The 19261-nt window shown below is 54.8% G+C and carries 18 protein-coding genes; 9 read left to right on the forward strand and 9 right to left on the reverse strand.

What is annotated here, in order from left to right:
* Positions 1-182 precede the first annotated feature (182 nt).
* Positions 183-1157: an HTH-type transcriptional regulator CysB gene (gene cysB / locus AAZT04_RS10890; protein ID WP_020827132.1), complete on the forward strand. Its 975-nt coding sequence runs from the start codon at positions 183-185 to the stop codon at positions 1155-1157.
* A gap of 106 nt (positions 1158-1263) precedes the next feature.
* Here the strand turns inward: cysB and AAZT04_RS10895 are convergent, their stop codons facing one another.
* Positions 1264-1866, reverse strand: a complete 603-nt coding sequence (locus AAZT04_RS10895; RefSeq protein WP_434680007.1) for a hypothetical protein — start codon at positions 1864-1866, stop codon at positions 1264-1266.
* 346 nt (positions 1867-2212) lie between these two features.
* Between AAZT04_RS10895 and acnA the strand changes: the two genes are divergently transcribed.
* Positions 2213-4885 (forward strand): aconitate hydratase AcnA, encoded by a 2673-nt coding sequence (gene acnA, locus AAZT04_RS10900; protein ID WP_129982765.1) that lies wholly within the window; start codon positions 2213-2215, stop codon positions 4883-4885.
* A 48-nt stretch (positions 4886-4933) separates the two neighbouring features.
* Here the strand turns inward: acnA and ribA are convergent, their stop codons facing one another.
* A complete protein-coding gene (gene ribA / locus AAZT04_RS10905) occupies positions 4934-5527 on the reverse strand; it encodes a GTP cyclohydrolase II (RefSeq protein ID WP_041415420.1) in 594 nt (197 codons plus the stop codon).
* Between the two features lie 278 nt (positions 5528-5805).
* On the opposite strand from ribA, the gene pgpB reads away from it, so the two are divergent.
* The 3 genes from pgpB to lapB all read left to right on the forward strand — a co-directional run bounded on the left by pgpB (position 5806) and on the right by lapB (position 8340).
* Positions 5806-6576 carry a phosphatidylglycerophosphatase B gene (gene pgpB / locus AAZT04_RS10910; protein WP_020827128.1) on the forward strand — a complete coding sequence of 257 codons (771 nt, stop codon included), beginning with the start codon at positions 5806-5808 and terminating at the stop codon, positions 6574-6576.
* A gap of 285 nt (positions 6577-6861) precedes the next feature.
* Positions 6862-7164 (forward strand): LapA family protein, encoded by a 303-nt coding sequence (locus AAZT04_RS10915; RefSeq protein ID WP_020827127.1) that lies wholly within the window; start codon positions 6862-6864, stop codon positions 7162-7164.
* A gap of 6 nt (positions 7165-7170) precedes the next feature.
* Positions 7171-8340 carry a lipopolysaccharide assembly protein LapB gene (gene lapB / locus AAZT04_RS10920; protein WP_020827126.1) on the forward strand — a complete coding sequence of 390 codons (1170 nt, stop codon included), beginning with the start codon at positions 7171-7173 and terminating at the stop codon, positions 8338-8340.
* A 57-nt stretch (positions 8341-8397) separates the two neighbouring features.
* Here the strand turns inward: lapB and AAZT04_RS10925 are convergent, their stop codons facing one another.
* Positions 8398-8694, reverse strand: coding sequence for an Arc family DNA-binding protein (locus tag AAZT04_RS10925; protein WP_129982766.1), 297 nt, complete (start codon positions 8692-8694; stop codon positions 8398-8400).
* A 170-nt stretch (positions 8695-8864) separates the two neighbouring features.
* Positions 8865-9125 (reverse strand): multiple stress resistance protein BhsA, encoded by a 261-nt coding sequence (gene bhsA, locus AAZT04_RS10930; RefSeq protein ID WP_048758666.1) that lies wholly within the window; start codon positions 9123-9125, stop codon positions 8865-8867.
* Between the two features lie 327 nt (positions 9126-9452).
* On the opposite strand from bhsA, the gene pyrF reads away from it, so the two are divergent.
* Both pyrF and yciH read left to right on the forward strand, forming a co-directional pair.
* On the forward strand, positions 9453-10181 hold the full coding sequence (pyrF, locus tag AAZT04_RS10935) for an orotidine-5'-phosphate decarboxylase (RefSeq protein WP_187961439.1): 729 nt from the start codon (positions 9453-9455) through the stop codon (positions 10179-10181).
* Positions 10182-10191: 10 nt separating this feature from the next.
* A complete protein-coding gene (gene yciH / locus AAZT04_RS10940) occupies positions 10192-10518 on the forward strand; it encodes a stress response translation initiation inhibitor YciH (RefSeq protein WP_020827122.1) in 327 nt (108 codons plus the stop codon).
* A 207-nt stretch (positions 10519-10725) separates the two neighbouring features.
* Here the strand turns inward: yciH and osmB are convergent, their stop codons facing one another.
* Positions 10726-10944: an osmotically-inducible lipoprotein OsmB gene (gene osmB / locus AAZT04_RS10945; RefSeq protein WP_004945176.1), complete on the reverse strand. Its 219-nt coding sequence runs from the start codon at positions 10942-10944 to the stop codon at positions 10726-10728.
* 352 nt (positions 10945-11296) lie between these two features.
* Between osmB and araD the strand changes: the two genes are divergently transcribed.
* Complete coding sequence (gene araD, locus AAZT04_RS10950; RefSeq protein WP_020827121.1) at positions 11297-11992, forward strand: L-ribulose-5-phosphate 4-epimerase; 696 nt, start codon at positions 11297-11299, stop codon at positions 11990-11992.
* 50 nt (positions 11993-12042) lie between these two features.
* On the opposite strand, the gene AAZT04_RS10955 is transcribed toward araD, so the two are convergent.
* Genes AAZT04_RS10955 through AAZT04_RS10965 form a run of 3 tightly spaced genes read right to left on the reverse strand, consistent with a single transcriptional unit; the run spans position 12043 to position 16174 of the window.
* Entirely contained in the window at positions 12043-12789 is a 747-nt protein-coding gene (locus AAZT04_RS10955; protein ID WP_041414595.1) for a DeoR/GlpR family DNA-binding transcription regulator, read from the reverse strand.
* Between the two features lie 48 nt (positions 12790-12837).
* Positions 12838-15270 (reverse strand): formate C-acetyltransferase/glycerol dehydratase family glycyl radical enzyme, encoded by a 2433-nt coding sequence (locus tag AAZT04_RS10960; protein WP_434680013.1) that lies wholly within the window; start codon positions 15268-15270, stop codon positions 12838-12840.
* Positions 15271-15274: 4 nt separating this feature from the next.
* Positions 15275-16174 (reverse strand): glycyl-radical enzyme activating protein, encoded by a 900-nt coding sequence (locus AAZT04_RS10965; protein ID WP_434680015.1) that lies wholly within the window; start codon positions 16172-16174, stop codon positions 15275-15277.
* A gap of 147 nt (positions 16175-16321) precedes the next feature.
* On the opposite strand from AAZT04_RS10965, the gene fsa reads away from it, so the two are divergent.
* Complete coding sequence (fsa, locus tag AAZT04_RS10970) at positions 16322-16987, forward strand: fructose-6-phosphate aldolase (RefSeq protein ID WP_048758681.1); 666 nt, start codon at positions 16322-16324, stop codon at positions 16985-16987.
* Positions 16988-17186: 199 nt separating this feature from the next.
* On the opposite strand, the gene AAZT04_RS10975 is transcribed toward fsa, so the two are convergent.
* On the reverse strand, positions 17187-19244 hold the full coding sequence (locus AAZT04_RS10975; protein WP_046373400.1) for a carbon starvation CstA family protein: 2058 nt from the start codon (positions 19242-19244) through the stop codon (positions 17187-17189).
* Between the last annotated feature and the right edge of the window lie 17 nt (positions 19245-19261).

Genomic DNA, 19261 nt, shown 5'->3' on the forward strand with positions numbered 1-19261 from the left:
TAGCGTGATATAGTGGTTATATAAAAAGTTTTTTTATGATTAAAGCTTATTAGCAACGGCGGTTTCTTCAGCCTCTGAGTGAAACACTGTGTTCATGGCTTATTCGTTTTCAGCATACCGGGGCGACACCGATATACCTGGCTGCGGCTCAACGCAGTGTTTAACCTAGGATGGTATAAGATATGAAATTGCAGCAGCTTCGTTACATCGTGGAAGTGGTTAACCACAACCTGAATGTCTCCTCGACGGCAGAAGGGCTTTACACCTCGCAGCCCGGCATCAGTAAGCAGGTACGGATGCTGGAAGATGAGCTGGGTATCCAGATTTTCGCCCGCAGTGGCAAGCACCTGACTCAGGTCACGCCGGCAGGATTGGAAATCATCCGTATTGCGCGTGAAGTTTTGTCCAAAGTGGATGCTATCAAAGCCGTCGCCGGCGAGCATACCTACCCGGACAAAGGCTCGTTGTACGTAGCGACCACCCACACCCAGGCGCGCTACGCGCTGCCTAACGTCATTAAAGGCTTTATTGAGCGCTATCCGCGAGTCTCTCTGCACATGCATCAGGGATCGCCGACGCAAATTGCGGAAGCCGTCTCTAAAGGCACGGCAGATTTCGCCATTGCCACTGAAGCGCTGCACCTCTACGACGATTTAATCATGCTGCCGTGCTATCACTGGAACCGCGCGGTAGTGGTGAAGCCCGATCATCCTTTAGCCGGTAAAAGCCACATTACCATCGAAGAACTGGCGGCTTATCCTATCGTGACCTATACCTTCGGCTTCACCGGCCGCTCTGAGTTGGATACGGCATTCAACCGTGCCGGACTGACACCGCGCATCGTATTTACGGCTACCGATGCCGACGTGATTAAAACATACGTGCGTCTGGGCCTTGGGGTGGGTGTGATCGCCAGCATGGCGGTGGACCCGATACAAGATCCGGATCTGGTGACGGTAGATGCCCGCGATATCTTCACCTACAGCACCACCAAAATCGGCTTCCGTCGCAGTACCTTCCTGCGCAGCTATATGTACGATTTTATCCAGCGTTTTGCGCCACACCTGACGCGTGACGTGGTCGACAACGCGGTTGCACTGCGTTCCAACGAAGAAATCGAAGCGATGTTCAAGGACATCAAGCTGCCGGAAAAATAAGCCGGTAATCTAACGACTAGTAAAAAGATTTATTCAGCAGGAGAGGCACGTTCTCTCCTGCTTTCCCCTCTTACTGACTTCCTTCATTCAGGCTTTAGTTCCTCTGTTAACCGCCTTTTGCCAGTTTACGCTGTACTGAAAGCAGGGTGCGCCGTCGGATCCACCCGCTGGCAGGACGGATCATCGCCCAATAGCCGGCAAGCCGCGCTTTAACCTGCGATGTCGGGCACCAGATAAAGGTTTCAGTACGCAGCATAGAGAGCCCGGAAGCCTCCGGGATAACCTTAAAACGCAGCACCAGTTTTGCGGCTTTCTGGTCGTTAAATTGGTGAAAATCCTCTGCAGTTGCCAGTTTATTGACGCCCAACATAGGCCGCCAAAAACGCCCGGCCAGCCCCAGCGAGACTTCATGGCTGTCCTGATGGAGCAGGGTAAAGGTGTCGAAGCCAAAGGCCGCTGGCGGCGTAGTAAGCTCGGTTTTGAAGAGCCTTTGGCGCACCGTACCCGGCAGTTGGCGTAGCATCAGCAGCCTGCGGATGATCGGGTCTTCCGCCATATCCAGTGATAACACCGCTTGAATAATGGCTTCGGGTGCAGCGTCGATAGGTTCTGACTGGTGTTTTTCATAAAAACTGAACGCGGGAAGGTAAACTGATGCATCTTGCCAGCCAGGACACTGCCGTTCACTGACGAACCCCAAAAATGCCACTGCGCGCTCCTTAAGCTCAAGTTGTTAGCCATCCGTCGCCGCGCCAACGGAGGTCGGGACGCGGGGGCATTGTCGAACGATACTATACTGGCATTGCGCGCTATGTTCCCACTAGTGTGATGATGAAACCTTTGCTTTTGCACTGCCATCGACGCCTGTCCGACCAGTTAGCTGCCATTTTTAGACTAATCCGCAGACCTAACAAGCACTTACCTTCATTGATTGTTATTGCCTATCGTTATGATCAAAACGTGTTGTTATCAAAACGTTACGTCATCTTTGTGTTATCTTTAAATAAGACCTCAGTGATTACCCTGTTTTAGACATAATAAGAAATGGAGGAGCTATGTCGTCCGATCTTCGTGAAACGAGTATGGATAAGCTGGTGGCGCTCAATACTGAGTACGGCTATTACAGCCTGCCATTGGCGGCAAAACAGTTGGGCAACATCGACCGACTGCCAAAATCAATGAAAGTACTGTTGGAAAACTTGCTGCGCCATGTGGATGGCGACACCGTGCAGGTTGACGATCTGAAAGCTATTGTTGGCTGGTTGCAAACGGGCCATGCCGATCGTGAGATTGCCTACCGCCCGGCCCGCGTGCTGATGCAGGATTTTACCGGAGTGCCTGCGGTCGTGGATTTGGCTGCGATGCGTGAAGCGGTGCAGCGGTTAGGCGGGAACGTTGACCAGGTCAACCCGTTGTCACCGGTCGATTTGGTGATTGACCACTCGGTCACCGTTGATGAGTTCGGCGATGACGACGCTTTTGAAGAAAACGTGCGCATTGAAATGGAGCGCAACCACGAGCGTTACACCTTCCTGCGTTGGGGGCAAAAAGCCTTTAACCGCTTCCGCGTTGTGCCGCCGGGCACCGGTATCTGCCACCAGGTCAACCTGGAGTATCTCGGCCAAACCGTATGGCATACGGACGAGAGCGGGCAGCGTATCGCTTACCCGGATACCTTGGTCGGTACCGATTCTCACACCACCATGATCAACGGCCTGGGCATTCTGGGCTGGGGTGTGGGCGGTATTGAAGCCGAAGCGGCGATGTTGGGTCAACCGGTGTCTATGCTGATCCCTGACGTGGTAGGCTTTAAACTGACCGGTAAGCTGAGCGAAGGCATTACCGCCACCGATCTGGTGTTGACCGTGACCCAAATGCTGCGCAAACACGGCGTGGTGGGGAAATTTGTCGAGTTTTACGGTGACGGCCTGGCAGACCTGCCGTTGGCCGACCGGGCAACCATTGCCAACATGTCGCCAGAGTTTGGCGCAACCTGCGGCTTCTTCCCGGTGGACGAAGTGACGCTGGGTTACATGAAACTCAGTGGCCGTAGCGACGAGCAAATCGCACTGGTAGAAGCCTATGCCAAAGCGCAAGGCATGTGGCGTAACCCGGGCGATGAACCGGTGTTTACCAGCACGTTGGCGTTGGATATGTCGACGGTGGTCGCCAGCCTGGCAGGGCCGAAGCGCCCTCAGGATCGCGTGGCGCTGCCGGACGTGCCTAAGGCGTTCAACGCCGCGACAGAACTCGAGATCGGCAATCAGCATCGCAAGTCCGAATTCAAAACCTTCACTTTGAACCAACAGCAGCATGAGCTGCATAACGGCGCGGTGGTTATCGCGGCCATTACTTCTTGCACCAACACCTCGAACCCCAGCGTAATGATGGCAGCCGGCCTGTTGGCGAAGAACGCGGTTAACAAAGGTTTGCGAACCAAGCCTTGGGTGAAAACCTCGTTGGCACCGGGGTCCAAAGTGGTGACTGACTATTTTGACAGCGCCAAACTGACCGCCTACCTGGAGGAACTCGGTTTTAATCTGGTCGGTTACGGCTGTACCACCTGTATCGGTAACTCCGGGCCATTGCCTGATCCGATCGAGCAGGCGATTAAAGAGGGTGATTTGACCGTAGGGGCGGTGCTATCCGGCAACCGTAACTTTGAAGGCCGTATCCATCCACTGGTTAAAACCAACTGGTTGGCTTCACCGCCGCTGGTGGTCGCTTATGCGCTGGCCGGCAGCATGAAGATTGATCTGACCAAAGAGCCACTGGGCGAAGGTCACGACGGGCAGCCGGTCTATCTGAAGGATATCTGGCCGAGCAGCAAAGATATTGCCCAGGCGGTGGAAGAAGTTCGCACTGAGATGTTCCATAAGGAATACGGCGCGGTATTTGACGGTGACGCCAACTGGCAGTCGATTCAGGTTGCCGGCTCGGCCACCTACCAATGGCAGGGCGATTCTACCTATATCCGGCATCCGCCATTCTTCAGCACCATGAAGGTGAAGCCGGATCCGGTGCAGGATATCAAGGATGCGCGCATTCTGGCGATCCTGGCCGACTCGGTGACCACCGACCATATCTCTCCAGCGGGGAATATCAAGCGTGACAGCCCGGCGGGACGTTATCTGAGCGATCATGGCGTTGCGGCGCAGGACTTTAACTCCTACGGCTCTCGCCGTGGTAACCATGAAGTGATGATGCGCGGCACCTTTGCCAATATTCGTATTCGTAACGAAATGGTACCTGGTGTCGAGGGGGGCTACACGCGCCATATTCCGTCGCAGAATCAGTTGTCGATCTATGACGCCGCCATGCAGTATCAACAAGAAAGCGTGCCGTTGGCGGTGATTGCCGGTAAAGAATACGGTTCAGGCTCCAGCCGTGACTGGGCGGCGAAGGGGCCGCGGTTGCTGGGTGTTCGGGTGGTGATTGCCGAGTCCTTTGAGCGTATTCACCGTTCTAACCTGATTGGGATGGGCATTCTGCCGCTGGAATTCCCGGCAGGCGTGACGCGCAAAACGCTGGGGTTGAGCGGTGACGAGCAGATCAGCGTCAGCGGGCTGCAAACGCTGCAGCCGGGGCAGACGGTGCCGGTACATATCACCTATGCCGACGGGCGCAAGGAAGTGGTGAATACCCGTTGTCGTATCGATACTGGCAACGAGCTCACTTACTATGAAAACGACGGTATCCTGCACTATGTAATCAGGAAAATGCTGTAATAAAAAAGGGCGCCTTATTCGGCGCCCTGATTTTTTCCCGCAGGAAAATTATTTCTGGTCCAGCAAATGGCCCATTTTAGCTGCCTTGGTGGCCAGGTAACGTTCGTTCTTCGGATTGCGGCCAACGATCAGCGGCACGCGCTCGGTGATGTTGATGCCGGCTTCCGTCAGGATCTCAACCTTTTTCGGGTTGTTGGTCAGCAAGCGTACCGCATCGACGCCCAATAGCTTGAACATGTCGGCGCACAGGGTGAAGTCGCGCTCATCGGCGGCGAAACCTAGCTGATGGTTGGCCTCTACCGTATCCGCGCCTTTGTCCTGCAAAGCATAAGCGCGGATTTTATTCAGCAAACCGATATTGCGACCTTCCTGACGATGGTAGAGCAGGATACCGCGACCTTCCTCTGCGATATGCTCCAGCGCAGCTTCCAACTGAAAACCGCAGTCGCAGCGCAGGCTGAATAATGCATCACCGGTCAGACACTCAGAATGTACGCGTGAGAGTACCGGCGTCGCGCCAGAAATATCACCGAACACCAGCGCCAAATGGTCGTGTCCGGTAGCCAGTTCTTCGAATCCTACCATCAGGAAATCGCCCCAAGGTGTTGGCAATTTGGCCTCTGCCACCCGTTTAAGCTGCATGTTGCTCTCCACAAATACATCCGATTCAATCATGGTTGCGCATCCTACTTCCGGTACGGTGAACTGACCAGTATTAAAATGCGCAACGACGATCGGCATTTCGTTAATTATCGGCTATTTTGCCATAACTTCTTGCCCTGCGGTGCTCAGCAAACCAGCATCCGGCGTTTTCAGCCAACTATTATTGCGATAGGTTTTTTATCTGTTTAATTTTTAGAGTGTTATCGATATTACAAGATTGTTACACTGCAAATTGGCTTAAGCAAAGGACGATAGGAATGTTTGAGATAGCAAAACGCACGGCGGCAGGTGCCATAGTTCTGTTGCTGATGCCTTTGGCGGTGTGGCTTTCCGGCTGGCAATGGCAACCGGGGGGCGACGGACGCCTTCTGAAAGGCCTGTATTGGTTGACCGAAACGGTCACTTCGCCATGGGGCATTATCACCAACATCATTCTCTGCGCCTGGTTCCTGTGGTGCCTGCGCTTTCGCATCAAGCCGGCCATTGGCCTGCTGGTGCTGCTCAGCGCGTCGATAATGATTGGCCAGGGCGTGAAGTCCTTTATCAAGGACCGGGTACAAGAGCCACGGCCTTTCGTGCTGTGGCTGGAATCAGCCCATCAGATTGATGAAAAGTACTTCTACTCACTCAAGCGCAAAGAGCGGGGGGCGTTGGTCAAAGAGCAACTGCAGGACCAGCCGCTGGTGCCCGTATGGTTGCGCGAACATTGGCAGTTTGAGACCGGTTTTGCGTTTCCTTCGGGCCATACCATGTTTGCCGCCAGTTGGGCGCTGCTGGGCGTGGGGTTGCTGTGGCCGCGTAGGCACTACAAGACCGTGGCGATACTGATGGTTTGGGCAGTAGGGGTGATGGGGAGCCGTTTGTTGCTGGGGATGCATTGGCCACGTGATCTGGCGGTGGCGACCTTGATTAGCTGGTTGCTGGTCACCTTGGCCTGTTGGCTGGTGCAACGCTGGTTCGGGCCGTTGACGCCACCACCGCAAGAGCAACAGGAAATCGCAGAAAGAACTCTGTCTGACAAAAACTAGGTGACTGTGTCACTTTTACGGCGTCAGCATGGCGCCGTATTAACCACTTACATAGCACTTCATTGCAATTCGCATTAACGCCCCCATATCTTTATTAATCCATTATTTTGAGAAGCTTTCTCATTAATTTGTTCGGGAGTGCCGTTTACTGTCGAATATGCCAGCATATATGGTTTTATCGTGCCGCAGGGTTTCCCTGCTACGACGGGAAATGCTAACTTATTAGTTAGGGACGCCACGTATTGGCATAGTTCATCCGATTAACTCGGCATCGCGGGAAAGAATGTGAAATATTTGCTGATTTTTTTGTTGGTTCTGGTGATCTTCGTGATTTCTGTCACGTTGGGCGCGCATAACGATCAGGTGGTGAGTTTTAACTATCTGGTTGCGCAGGGCGACTATCGCGTATCGACTCTGTTGGCGGCGTTGTTTGGCGCCGGTTTTGTTCTCGGTTGGGTCATTTGCGGCCTGTTTTATCTGCGTACCCGCATTGCGCTGGGGCGTGCCGAACGCAAAATCAAAAGGCTGGAACTGCAGCTTGAACAACCTGCTGAGCCGGCAGCTCAGTCCGTTGTCAGCAAGGAATAATCTTCTATGTTAGAGCTGCTGTTTCTGTTGCTGCCCGTGGCTGCCGCGTACGGATGGTACATGGGGCGCAGAAGTGCTCAACAGGATAAACAACAGGAAGCCAACCGTCTGTCGCGCGAGTACGTGGCCGGGGTTAACTTCCTGCTCTCCAACCAGCAGGATAAAGCGGTCGATCTGTTCCTTGATATGTTGAAAGAGGACAGCAACACCGTTGAAGCCCACCTGACGCTGGGTAACCTGTTCCGTTCGCGTGGTGAAGTCGACCGCGCTATCCGCATCCACCAGGCGCTGATGGAAAGCGCTTCCCTGACCTTCGAACAACGTTTGCTGGCCGTGCAACAGCTGGGCCGCGACTACATGGCCGCTGGCATGTACGATCGTGCCGAAGACATGTTTGGCCAACTGGTTGGCGAAGAGGATTTCCGTCTTTCTGCGCTACAGCAGCTGTTGGCTATCCATCAGGCCACCAGCGACTGGTTGAAAGCCATCGACGTGGCGGAAAAACTGGTCAAATTAGGCAAAGACAAACAGCGCGTCGAGATCGCACATTTCTATTGCGAACTGGCCTTGCAGGCGATGGGCAGCGACGATCTCGATAAAGCGATGGGATTGTTGAAACGCGCGGCTTCCGCCGACAATCAGTGTGCGCGTGTCTCTATCATGGTGGGACGTATTTATATGGCCCAGGGTGAGTATGCCAAGGCGGTTGAGTCGCTACAGCGCGTGCTGAATCAGGATAAAGAACTGGTGAGCGAAACCCTCCCGATGCTGCAAGAGTGTTACCAGCATCTGGAACAGCAGCAGGGTTGGGCTGACTTTCTCAAGCGCTGCGTGGAAGAGAATACCGGTGCTACTGCGGAACTGATGCTGGCGGAAATAATTGAACAGCATGAAGGGCGTGACGTGGTGCAGGTGTATATCAACCGCCAGCTACAGCGCCACCCGACCATGCGAGTATTTTACCGCCTGATGGATTATCACCTGGCGGATGCGGAAGATGGTCGTGCCAAAGAGAGTCTGTTACTGCTGCGCGATATGGTCGGTGAGCAAATTCGGACCAAACCGCGCTACCGCTGTCATAAATGCGGTTTTACCGCTCACTCGCTGTATTGGCATTGCCCGTCATGTCGGGCCTGGTCATCGGTTAAGCCGATCCGCGGGTTGGACGGACAATAACGACAATAAAAAACGGGGCCTAATCAGGCCCCGTTTTCTTATGATCACTAAACCGACTTATTTTTTCTTGCCGGTCTTCGCGCTACCTTTCAACAGCTGACGCAGCTTCTTCAACTCTTTCTGATTCAGCGGTTGCTCAACTTCTTCTTCAATCCCCTGATTATCGATTTCGCCATGATGCAACTCGGCTGCTTTTTTAGCGGTTTTTTCCGCTTTGGTCGGAAGATCGAAGCTGCTTTCTAGACGCTGGCAAACCTCGGCACTCAGAGAGCGTTGATTATCGGCAGCAATGGCACGAATTTTTTCTTTGAGTTCCAGAGGAATTTTAATGGTTAATGTAGATATCTCGCTCATTTTGAAGCCTTTCTGCGGGAGGATTGCCTTCAAGCTAAGCCACTATGGGGAGAGAGTCTAGTGTGTAATAAAAATTTAATATTTTTGTAACATTGCAGTGCGGGAATAGCGAACGATCTGGCGGGGGAAATAAAGTAAAGCCCGGCGTGCCGGGCCCTATACCTAATAGCTTATTTGTAGATAACTGCGGTACCACTCAGCATGTTGTTACCACCGGCAGAAATGATGCGGTAGCTGCTGGCGCCTTGGGCGTCGGCTTTAGCGGCCAGTTTGGCTTCCAGGCCACTCAGGGTAGTGGCATGTCCGGCGGAAACGACGCCTGAAGCGGTCAGGCTGCTGGCCTGTTGCTGATCCACCGGTTCAGCGGCGAAGGTAGCGAAAGAGGTCATGGCGATAACGGCTGCTGCTGCAAAATATTTGATGCTTTTCATGAGGGACTCCAGTCTGTTTGTTTAGGTTGGAAGGCGTATGCTTCCGATGTGTTGAATAATAAAGCATCCGCAGGGATTTAAAATCTGATAATGCTGAGTATGTTGTTCAAATTATTTGATTCATAATTTACGCATCTTTACGGCGGTTTACGCAGGCTGGGTTAAGGGCGGTCAGGGGTTATTGACGCTTGATGACGTACGAGGGGATAACATTACTTAAGCGCAGAGCGCGTGCGGCTGGGATTTCTGTCGGCCGGCATGTAGAATGCGGCGGTCAGTTTGGCGGGTTATTACCTATTTATGTCCATTTTACAGAAGGTAGAAGAAATGAAGTCTGAAAATAACATCAATAACAATGACTTAAAATCATCTCCGATCATCGTTGCGCTGGATTACGCAGATATTGGCGCGGCACTGGCATTTGCCGATCGTATTGATCCGCAGGACTGCCGGTTAAAAGTGGGCAAGGAAATGTTCACCCTGTTTGGGCCGCAGCTGGTGCGCGATTTACACTCGCGTGGTTTCGACGTGTTCCTGGATTTGAAATTCCATGACATTCCCAACACCACCGCCCGTGCCGTTGCTGCTGCGGCCGAGTTGGGTGTATGGATGGTGAATGTGCATGCCAGCGGTGGTGCACGCATGATGACCGCAGCGAAAGAAGCATTGCAGCCCTATGGCGCTCAGGCCCCGTTGCTGATCGCCGTCACCGTGCTGACCAGCATGGAAGCAGAAGATCTGCGTGGTATCGGTATCGAGCTTTCTCCGGCCGAGCATGCGGAGCGCTTGGCACGTCTGACCCGCGATTGTGGGTTGGATGGCGTAGTTTGTTCAGCGCACGAAGCCGAGCGTCTCAAAGCAGCCTGTGGCCAACAATTCCAACTGGTGACGCCGGGCATCCGTCCTGAAGGTAGCGACGCCGGCGATCAGCGACGCATCATGACGCCGGTACAGGCGCAAGCGGCTGGTGTTGACTACATGGTGATTGGGCGCCCGATCACCCAATCCGCCGATCCCGCTGCTACGCTAAGTGCGATCCGCGCTTCTCTGGCTTAAGGAGATGACAATGAACAACGATAACAGCCGGCTGGTGTATTCCACCGATAGCGGGCGTATCAAGCAGGAAGACGTCAAACCGCCGCGTGAAAAGGGCGACGGTATCGTGCGTATTCAGCGCCAGACCAGCGGGCGCAAGGGAAAGGGCGTTTGCCTGATCACCGGCGTTGATCTGGATGATGCCGCATTGGACAAGCTGGCGGCAGAGCTCAAGAAAAAATGCGGCTGCGGCGGTTCGGTGAAAGAGGGCGTGATCGAGATCCAGGGCGATAAGCGGGATCTGCTTAAACAGCTGTTAGAAGCCAAAGGGATGAAGGTCAAGCTGGCGGGCGGCTAATCGAATCGCCTGAGCGAATGGCCATGCCGCGGTGCAATACTGCGGCATGGCTGGGATACTGCTGCCGGGCGTTAACCCGTTGATGGCAACCCGCCATCGATGAAAGGTAAAACAGACCTGAAATAATCTTTATTATGCGTAATACGTCAAAGCGATATCGCTTTTGCCAGCCTGTCGGCAGAGGTATCTGAATACTGGCCGAACAGGTTATTTACCTACCTGATGACCAATGATGCCCCCTACCGCAGCCCCGCCGAGCGTACCCAGTGCGCTACCATCGGTCAACACCGCGCCGCCTACGGCCCCTGCACCGGCACCAATGGCGGTGTTACGGTCACGTTTGGACATGTTTGAACAAGCGCTGAGTGAAAACGCCAGAGTAAGCGCCAGAGCGGCGGTGGCAAAACGTTTATTGATAATCATCATAATGAATTCTCCTTAGCATTGGCTATCTGGGAGTGCCTATTAAGTATAGGCATGAACCCGAATTTCGGCCTGCTAGTCGCTCCCAGTAAGTATCGCTATAAAAAATGGCATTTTTTGTTAAAGGCAGAATAATTGAAACGCCCAGAGCGCTCCCTCCGCCAATATTCACTATAAGCTTCTGCTGAACGATAAACAGGTAAATAGTCTTAAAGTCCATTGCGCGCTATTTAATCCCCAGCGCGCAAATTGCCGTTTCCAGCAGAAGACTACGCGGTCTTTAGCGATTTACGCCATACCGCCCCCAAGCCTGCCTGCCGACAATATTCCCAACAGGGTTAACCGGGAAAGAAACATGCTTAACGATCTCAAGCAGCAGGTATTGGAGGCCAATCTGGCGCTGCCACGCCATCGTCTGGTGACCTTCACCTGGGGGAATGTCAGCGCTGTCGATCGGCGTGAGGGATTGATGGTGATCAAACCCTCGGGGGTGGAATACGGGGTGATGACCCGTGACGATATGGTGGTGCTGGAACTGGAAAGCGGCAAGGTGGTGGAGGGGGACAAAAAGCCCTCTTCAGACAGCGATACCCACCGCGTGCTGTACCTGGAATTTGGCGATGCCGGGGGCATAGTGCACACCCATTCGCGGCATGCCACCATTTGGGCGCAGGCCGGGTTGGATATTCCTGCCTGGGGCACAACGCACGCCGACTATTTCTACGGCGACATTCCCTGTACCCGGCGGATGCAGGATGAGGAAATTAATGGCCGCTATGAATGGGAGACCGGCAGAGTGATTGTCGAAACCTTTGGCCAGCGCCGGTTAAATCCGGCGGCGGTGCCGGGCGTGCTGGTGCATTCTCATGGCCCCTTTACCTGGGGGGAAAACGCAGAAACCGCGGTTCATAATGCGGTGGTACTGGAAGAAATTGCCTATATGGGGATTTTTTCGCGCCAATTGTCGCCGGGTCTGGCGAATATGCAGCAAACCCTGCTGGACAAACATTACCTGCGCAAGCACGGTAAAAACGCCTACTACGGCCAGTGAGCATCAGGAGGTCCGCCTGTCGGCGGCTCTCCCGTTGTTTCGTCGGAAGGCTAGTCGCTCACCATATCCAACTGTATTCCCTGGCGCTTCAACAGGTGTTGATACTCCAACGACAGCCGCGAATCGGTGATTACCCTCTGAACCTTGCCCTGCTGGGCCAGCGGATTAGGCTGAATTTGACCGAATTTTGACGAGTCGGTCAGGACAATATTTTCTACGCCCTTCGCCAGCACGGCGTTGACCACGTCGGCGCGCATCATATCGCGGCCGGTGAAGCCAGTATCCGCATGATAGCCATCGACGCCAATAAACGCCTTGCTGAAATGCACTTGCTGAATGCATTGGCGGGTTAATGGCCCGACCACGGTCTCGCTCTTTTTCTGGTACATGCCGCCCAGCACGATCACTTCGCAATCCGTCTCTTTTAGCAGATGGGCGATATAGTGGCTGACGGTGATCAGCGTGATGCGTTTGCGCTCGGCGATATAACGCGCCAGCAGCGCGTTGGCGCTGCCGCTTTCGATAAAAATGGTTTCATCGTCGTTAACCAGCGAGGCGGCATACTGCGCCAGCTTTTGCTTGAGGGTGAAGTTGGACATCATGCGCGCATCGACGTCGTCGCTTTCTAATGCCAGCGCGGAACCGTGCACCCGTTTCAGGTAGCTGCGTTTCTCCAGCAGGTTCAAATCCTGGCGGATCGTCACCTCTGAAACGCCGGTGGCCGCGGCCAAATCGCTGACGCTGATACGCCGGCGATCGTTTACCAATTGAAGTATTGTCTGTTGTCTTGAATTCATATCAACCTGATGTGCGGCCACCAATGTGCGGCCGCTAATATTTATTGTTTAAATAGTATGTTCTGTTCGCGCAATAATATCATCCTGCGCGTCAGGGGATAATGCGGTAAAGAAAGCGGAATATCCAGCAACGCGGACCACTAAATCACGATATTGGTCAGGATGTTGCTTCGCTTTCAGCAGCGTTTCCCGCGACACGATGTTGTATTGCACGTGCCAACCCTGATAGTCCTCAAAGAAGGTGCGCAGCATTAACATCAGTTTTTCTCGGTCCCGCGGATCCTCCAACGTCGCCGGGTTCAGTTTCTGATTCAGCAACACGCCGCCGAGGATAGAAGCGGTGGGCAGTTTGGACAGCGAATTGAACACGGCGGTCGGTCCCAGATGATCGGTACCGGAGGCCGGGCTGGCTCCCTCCGCCAACGGCGTATGCGCTTTACGGCCGTCTGGCGTGGCCAGGGTAGCCGCGCCAAACGGCACATTAGCCGAAATAGACGACGTTCCGGCGTAGTAGGTGCCGCCTATCGGGCCACGACCAAAGCGGGTGTTATGGTACTGCTTCAGTTCGTCGATATAAGTCTGATAAGCACGCACCAGCAGTTGATCGACCTCATCCTCGTCGTTACCGTATTTTGGAGCGGCGTTGAGCAGACGCTGGCGTAATTGTTCGCCGCTCAATCCGTCGAAGTCATTTTCCAGCGCTGCCGCCAATTGCCGTTGGCCAATAACCCCTTGTTCGAAGACCAGCTTGCGCACCGCCGCCAGGCTGTTGCCCAGGTTGGCTATGCCGACCTGCAGACCAGAAACCCAATCGTATTTTGCGCCACCTTGCTTGATACTTTTGCCGCGTTCGATGCAGTCATCCACCAGCGCTGAGCAGAGGATATCGTGAGCGTTCTCTTCTAATACGGTATCGACCACGCATTCAATTTCAATCGACTTACGCGTGTAATAGCGGATCTGGTTGTCCCAGGCACCCAGCACCTGCTCAAAGTCGGCGAAGTTTTCCTTCGAGAGCGCCTCTGCTTGTGGCAGGAAAACTTTGCCGGAGGTCGCATCGCGCCCTTGTTCCAGTGCCGCCAGCATGACACGAGCGAAGTTGATAAAGCTCATGCCGGTGCAGCGGTAACCCCATTTCCCGCCCACGGCGGTTTCGATACAGCCGATCGCCGCGTAGTCATAGGCATCCTGCGGCTCCACGCCCAGTTTGATAAACTCAGGGATAACGATTTCATCGTTGTTGAAGGCCGGCATGCCGAACCCACAGCGGATCACTTGCACGCAGGCGTCGAGGAAGTCGTTACTCATTTCTGCATGGTAACGCACGCTGAGATTAGGCTGGGTGGAGCGTAAGCGCCCGCAGGACTCCAAAATGGCATAGGACAAGGGGTTAACCGCATCGCAGGGTTTGCCGTTGATCAGTTGCTGTCCGCCAATAGTGACGTTCTGATACAGCGGACTACCTGCCGAGGCTTTGGAGTGAGAACCGGAACGGATCTTGTTGATCTCCAACAGCTTCAACCAACAACTGTGCAGCATTTCAATCGCACGCTCGCGTGGCAACGTCTGTTCCAACTCTACGTCACGACGGTACCAGGGGTAGAGATATTGGTCGAGGCGGCCAAAGGACACCGAATGGCCGTTGGATTCAATCTGTAGCGTCAGTTGAATGAAGTAGCACAGTTGCAGGGCCTGCCAGAAGGTTTGTGGTGGCCGATGGGCAATCAGCTCACAGTTTTCCGCGATGGCCAGCAGCTCTTCACGCCGCCACAAACGGTTTTCCGTCTGCGCCATGTCGCGCGCCAACTGGGCAAAGCGCAAGATATGCGCGCTCAGCGCTTCCAGGGTCAGATCGATTGCCTTAAGGAATTGCTCCTGATGTAACTCTTCCCAGTCGGTAAGCCGGATACGACTGCGACGTTCATCGACTTTCTCGCGCAGCCCGTCGAGGCCTTTTTCCAACAGTAATGGGAAATTCACCGCGAGATGGGCATCCCCTGAGGTCATATTGCCTTCAGCCTTGATGATACCGGTGGCTAGCAGGGCCTTTTGTTCGTCGGTAAACATGCCGTAGCAGCGATCTTGCACCGTCTGGCCGCGCCACCACGGGCATAGCCGATGCAAAATGGCCTTGTTCTCTTCGCTGACTGAGAAACCGGCGCCCGGACGGTCGGCCAGTTGGTCAATCTCGTCTTCGATCCAACTGACGGTATATTCGGGGAAAATCGGCGCAGCGCGTAATTCGCTGGCCTGGTTGCCGATAATCAACTCGTCGTTATCGATTCGCAAAGTTCGCTTAGCCAAATGGTTAGCCAATGCCAGTGCCCGACGAACCGGCAAGGGTTTGTCCTGATGCTGCTGATAGGCTTCGGTGTAGTGCTGGGCGCGTTCGGTGCAAACCGGCGGTTTGACGATATGGATCAGCGCGTTCTTGTGAGCCTGGGTGCGTTCGGACAGGGTGGTCAGATCCAGCTTAGTCATGGTGTTATCCTCGCAAAATGGCAGTCAGCCCTTTGGCCTCGGCGTACTGTTCGGCATAGGCCAGCAGTTCAGGGGCATCTAGTGGGGTGCGGGCCGCGTGATAAGGCTCGCCGAGCAGGTTATATTTGTTGATACCCAACGTGTGGTACGGCAAGAAATGAATCTCTGTAACGCCGGCCTCATCGGCGGCGAAATCGACAATCGCGCGAATTGAGCGGCGATCGGCGTTAAAGTCGGGGATCAGCGGGACGCGCACGGTCGTTCGGGTACCGTGCGCGGCCAGGCGGCGGAAGTTTTCCATTACCCGTTTGGCGGAGCCGCCGGTCCACTGCTTGAAACGTTTTTCATCGACGTGTTTCAAATCCGCCAGCATCAGATCGAGCCAAGGCAGCGAAGGTGCTATGTGTGACCAGGGCGTATGCAGGCAAGACTCTACCGCGGTATGAATGCCGGCCTCACGGCCGCGCTTCAGCAGTTCTGCCGCCACGGCAGGCTGCATAAAGGATTCACCGCCGGAGAGTGTCAGGCCGCCACCGGTGCGCAGATAAAAAGGCCGATCGCGCAGCACCTCGGTCATGATATCGTCGATATTTACTGCGCTGCCGCACAGGCTGAGTGCGTCGGTTGGGCAACGGGCGGCTAATGCGGCATACTCTTCGTGGCTGAGTAACTCGCGATGGATCAGCAGGTTGTCGTCGATTCGTTGAATCGCCTGAGGATGGCCTTCGGCGCACAGGGTACAGCCGCTGAGGCATAAACGCGGATCGAACAGCAAATCCGCTTTTCGCGAGCGGCTTTCCGGATTCTGGCACCAGAGACAGCCCAACGAGCAGCCCTTCAGGAACACTACGCTGCGGATGCCTGGACCATCATGGGTGGAATAGCGCTGCAGATTGAAGATCACGAGTCACCTGTCATTCGGTTGCTTTTCTTTTTTCATTAAAGTTGTTTCGAATGAAAGTTGATTTGATTTCGATCAAATATAAATGCGTTGCATGTTCCTACTATGATGAGAGTTTGAATTCGTCCACAAAAGATTCAGGAGTCCGTAATGGAGCTTTATCTCGATACCGCCGATGTGAACGCAGTAAAACGACTGGCGCGCATCCTGCCTTTGCACGGTGTGACCACCAATCCGAGCATTGTTGCCAAAGAGGGAAAACCGATTTGGGAAGTGTTACCGGCGCTGCGCGATGCGCTGGGGGGCACCGGCAAACTCTTTGCTCAGGTGATGGCTAACGACGCCGAGCGCATGGTGGCGGAAGCGGCGTTGCTTCATCAGCGAGTGCCTGGGCTGGTGGTTAAGGTACCGGCGACCACAGAAGGCCTGGCAGCGATTAAAAAACTGAAGTCGATGTCGATTCCTACGCTGGGGACGGCGGTTTATGGTGCGGGTCAGGGACTGCTGGCGGCGCTGGCGGGAGCTGAGTATGTGGCCCCATACGTGAACCGCCTGGACGCGCAGGGCGGTGACGGCATTGAAATGGTTCACGAGCTGCAGCAATTGCTGACGCTGCACGCGCCGGGAGCCCGGGTGCTGGCGGCCAGTTTCAAAACGCCGCGTCAGGCGCTGGAATGCTTGCTGGCGGGTTGTCAGGCCATCACTCTGCCGGTCGACGTGGCTGAGCAGTTCCTCGCGGCACCGGCGGTTCAGGCCGCGGTAGAGAAATTCGAGCAAGATTGGCAGGGGGCGTTCGGCACTAATCTGCTGAACTGAGAACCGCATAAGCAAAGAAAAGGGCGCCCGTTGACAAAGTGCTCTGTTGTTTAATGGTAGGGGCGCTGCATGCTGTGCCCAATAGCATAATCAATGGTTAAATCGGGTCGAACATGTTCGACCCCTACCGGTTTAGCCTTTACGCAGGTTTGTCAGCAGTCTGAGGGCGCCGCAGCGCCCTGATTATAACCAACTGAATTTATACATTTTCACGCAGGACGATCGGCGACTCCTGCGCCGTGGGCTGGCTGGCATTCAGCGCACGACGGATCACAAAGAAGGCGGAGACCAGCATGGTTACCGCCACCAGCATAAAGAAAGCGCACAGTGCGGCGTTAATCTGGTTACTGAAAACGATGGTCTCCATATCCTTCAGCGTCTTGGCCGGTGCGATCAGCGTGCCTTGTTCAATACCGGCAGAGAATTTCTTCGCCTGCGCCAGGAAGCCGATGCTCGGTTTCTCGTGGAATATTTTCTGCCAGCCGGCGGTCATTGAGGTAATAAACAACCAGACGGTCGGCAAAATGGTCACCCAGGCATAGCGCTGTTTTTTCATTTTGAACAGCACCACGGTACCGAGGATCAGCGCCATCGAAGCCAGCATCTGGTTGCCGATACCGAACAGCGGCCACAGCGTATTGATGCCGCCGAGCGGATCGACCACCCCCTGATAGACAAAGAAGCCCCAGCCAGCGACGGCCACGGTGGTTCCCGCCAGATTACCGAACCAAGAACGGTTGTTAGCTAACCTTGGGATCGCCACACCGACCAGATCCTGCACCATAAAGCGACAGGCACGGGTCCCGGCATCGACGGCGGTCAGAATAAACAGCGCCTCGAACAGAATGGCGAAGTGGTACCAGAAGGCCATCATTGCGCGGCTGTTAAACACCTCGGTAATGATGTGTGCCATGCCCACGGCGAAGGTCGGGGCGCCGCCGGCGCGCGACAGGATGGAGTGCTCCCCGACGTCCTTGGCAATCATTGTCAGGGTTTCCGGGGTGATCATAAAGCCCCAGCTGTTAATCACCTGAGAGGCATTTTCCACCGTGGTGCCGATCAGCGCCGCCGGCGAGTTCATGGCGAAGTAAACGCCTGGGTCGATCACCGACGCACAAATCAACGCCATGATAGCCACGAAGGACTCCATCAACATGGCGCCGTAGCCGATAAAGCGAATATGGCTCTCGCGCTCCACCAGCTTTGGCGTGGTACCGCTGGAGACCAGCGCATGGAAACCGGAAATCGAACCACAGGCGATGGTGATAAACAGGAACGGGAACAGCGAGCCGGCGAACACCGGGCCGCTGCCGTCGATAAAGCGCGATACCGCCGGCATTTTCATTTCCGGCATGGCGAAGACGATACCTACAGCCAAACCGATAATGACGCCAATCTTCATAAAGGTGGACAAATAGTCACGCGGTGCCAACAGCAGCCACACCGGCAACACCGAAGCGACAAAGCCGTAAATCACCAACACCCAGGTCAGCGTGGTGCCGTGCAGCGTAAAGAACGGGCCCCAGTAGGGGTCTTGTGCCACGTTGCCGCCGTAGATGATCGCCAGCAGCATCAGCGCGAAACCGATCACCGAGATTTCAGCGATTTTACCCGGCCGGATAAAACGCATATACACGCCCATAAACAGGGCGATTGGGATGGTTGCAGCGATGGTGAACAAGCCCCAGGGGCTGTCGGCCAGGGCTTTAACCACCACCAGCGCCAGCGCGGACAGAATGATAATCATCACCCCCAGCGCGCCCAGCATGGTGATCACACCGGCGAAGGCACCCAGTTCCTGCTTGGCCATTTCACCCAGCGAACGACCGTCACGACGGGTAGAGATGAACAGGATCAGGAAGTCCTGCACGGCGCCGGCCAGCATTACCCCGACCAGGATCCAGATAGTGCCGGGCAGAAAGCCCATTTGCGCTGCCAGAATAGGGCCAACCAGCGGCCCGGCCCCGGCGATGGCGGCAAAGTGGTGGCCAAACAACACCCATTTGTTGGTGGGGACATAGTCCAACCCGTCGTTGCGACGTTCGGCCGGGGTCATGCGGCGGTCGTCGAGCTCAAAGACTTTTTTGGCGATAAACAGGCTGTAGAAGCGGTAAGCGATGCTGTAACAGGCGACCGCCGCTACCACCAGCCAAACCGCATTGACGTGTTCACCGCGGCTTAGCGCCAGCATGGCGAAGGCGAATGCACCGACCAACGCCACCACCAGCCAGATGATCCCGGACTTGACGTTTTTCATGTTCAACAACTCCTTGG

The organism is Serratia sp. Je.1.23.a (assembly GCF_051129805.1).
Classification (GTDB): domain Bacteria; phylum Pseudomonadota; class Gammaproteobacteria; order Enterobacterales; family Enterobacteriaceae; genus Serratia; species Serratia liquefaciens.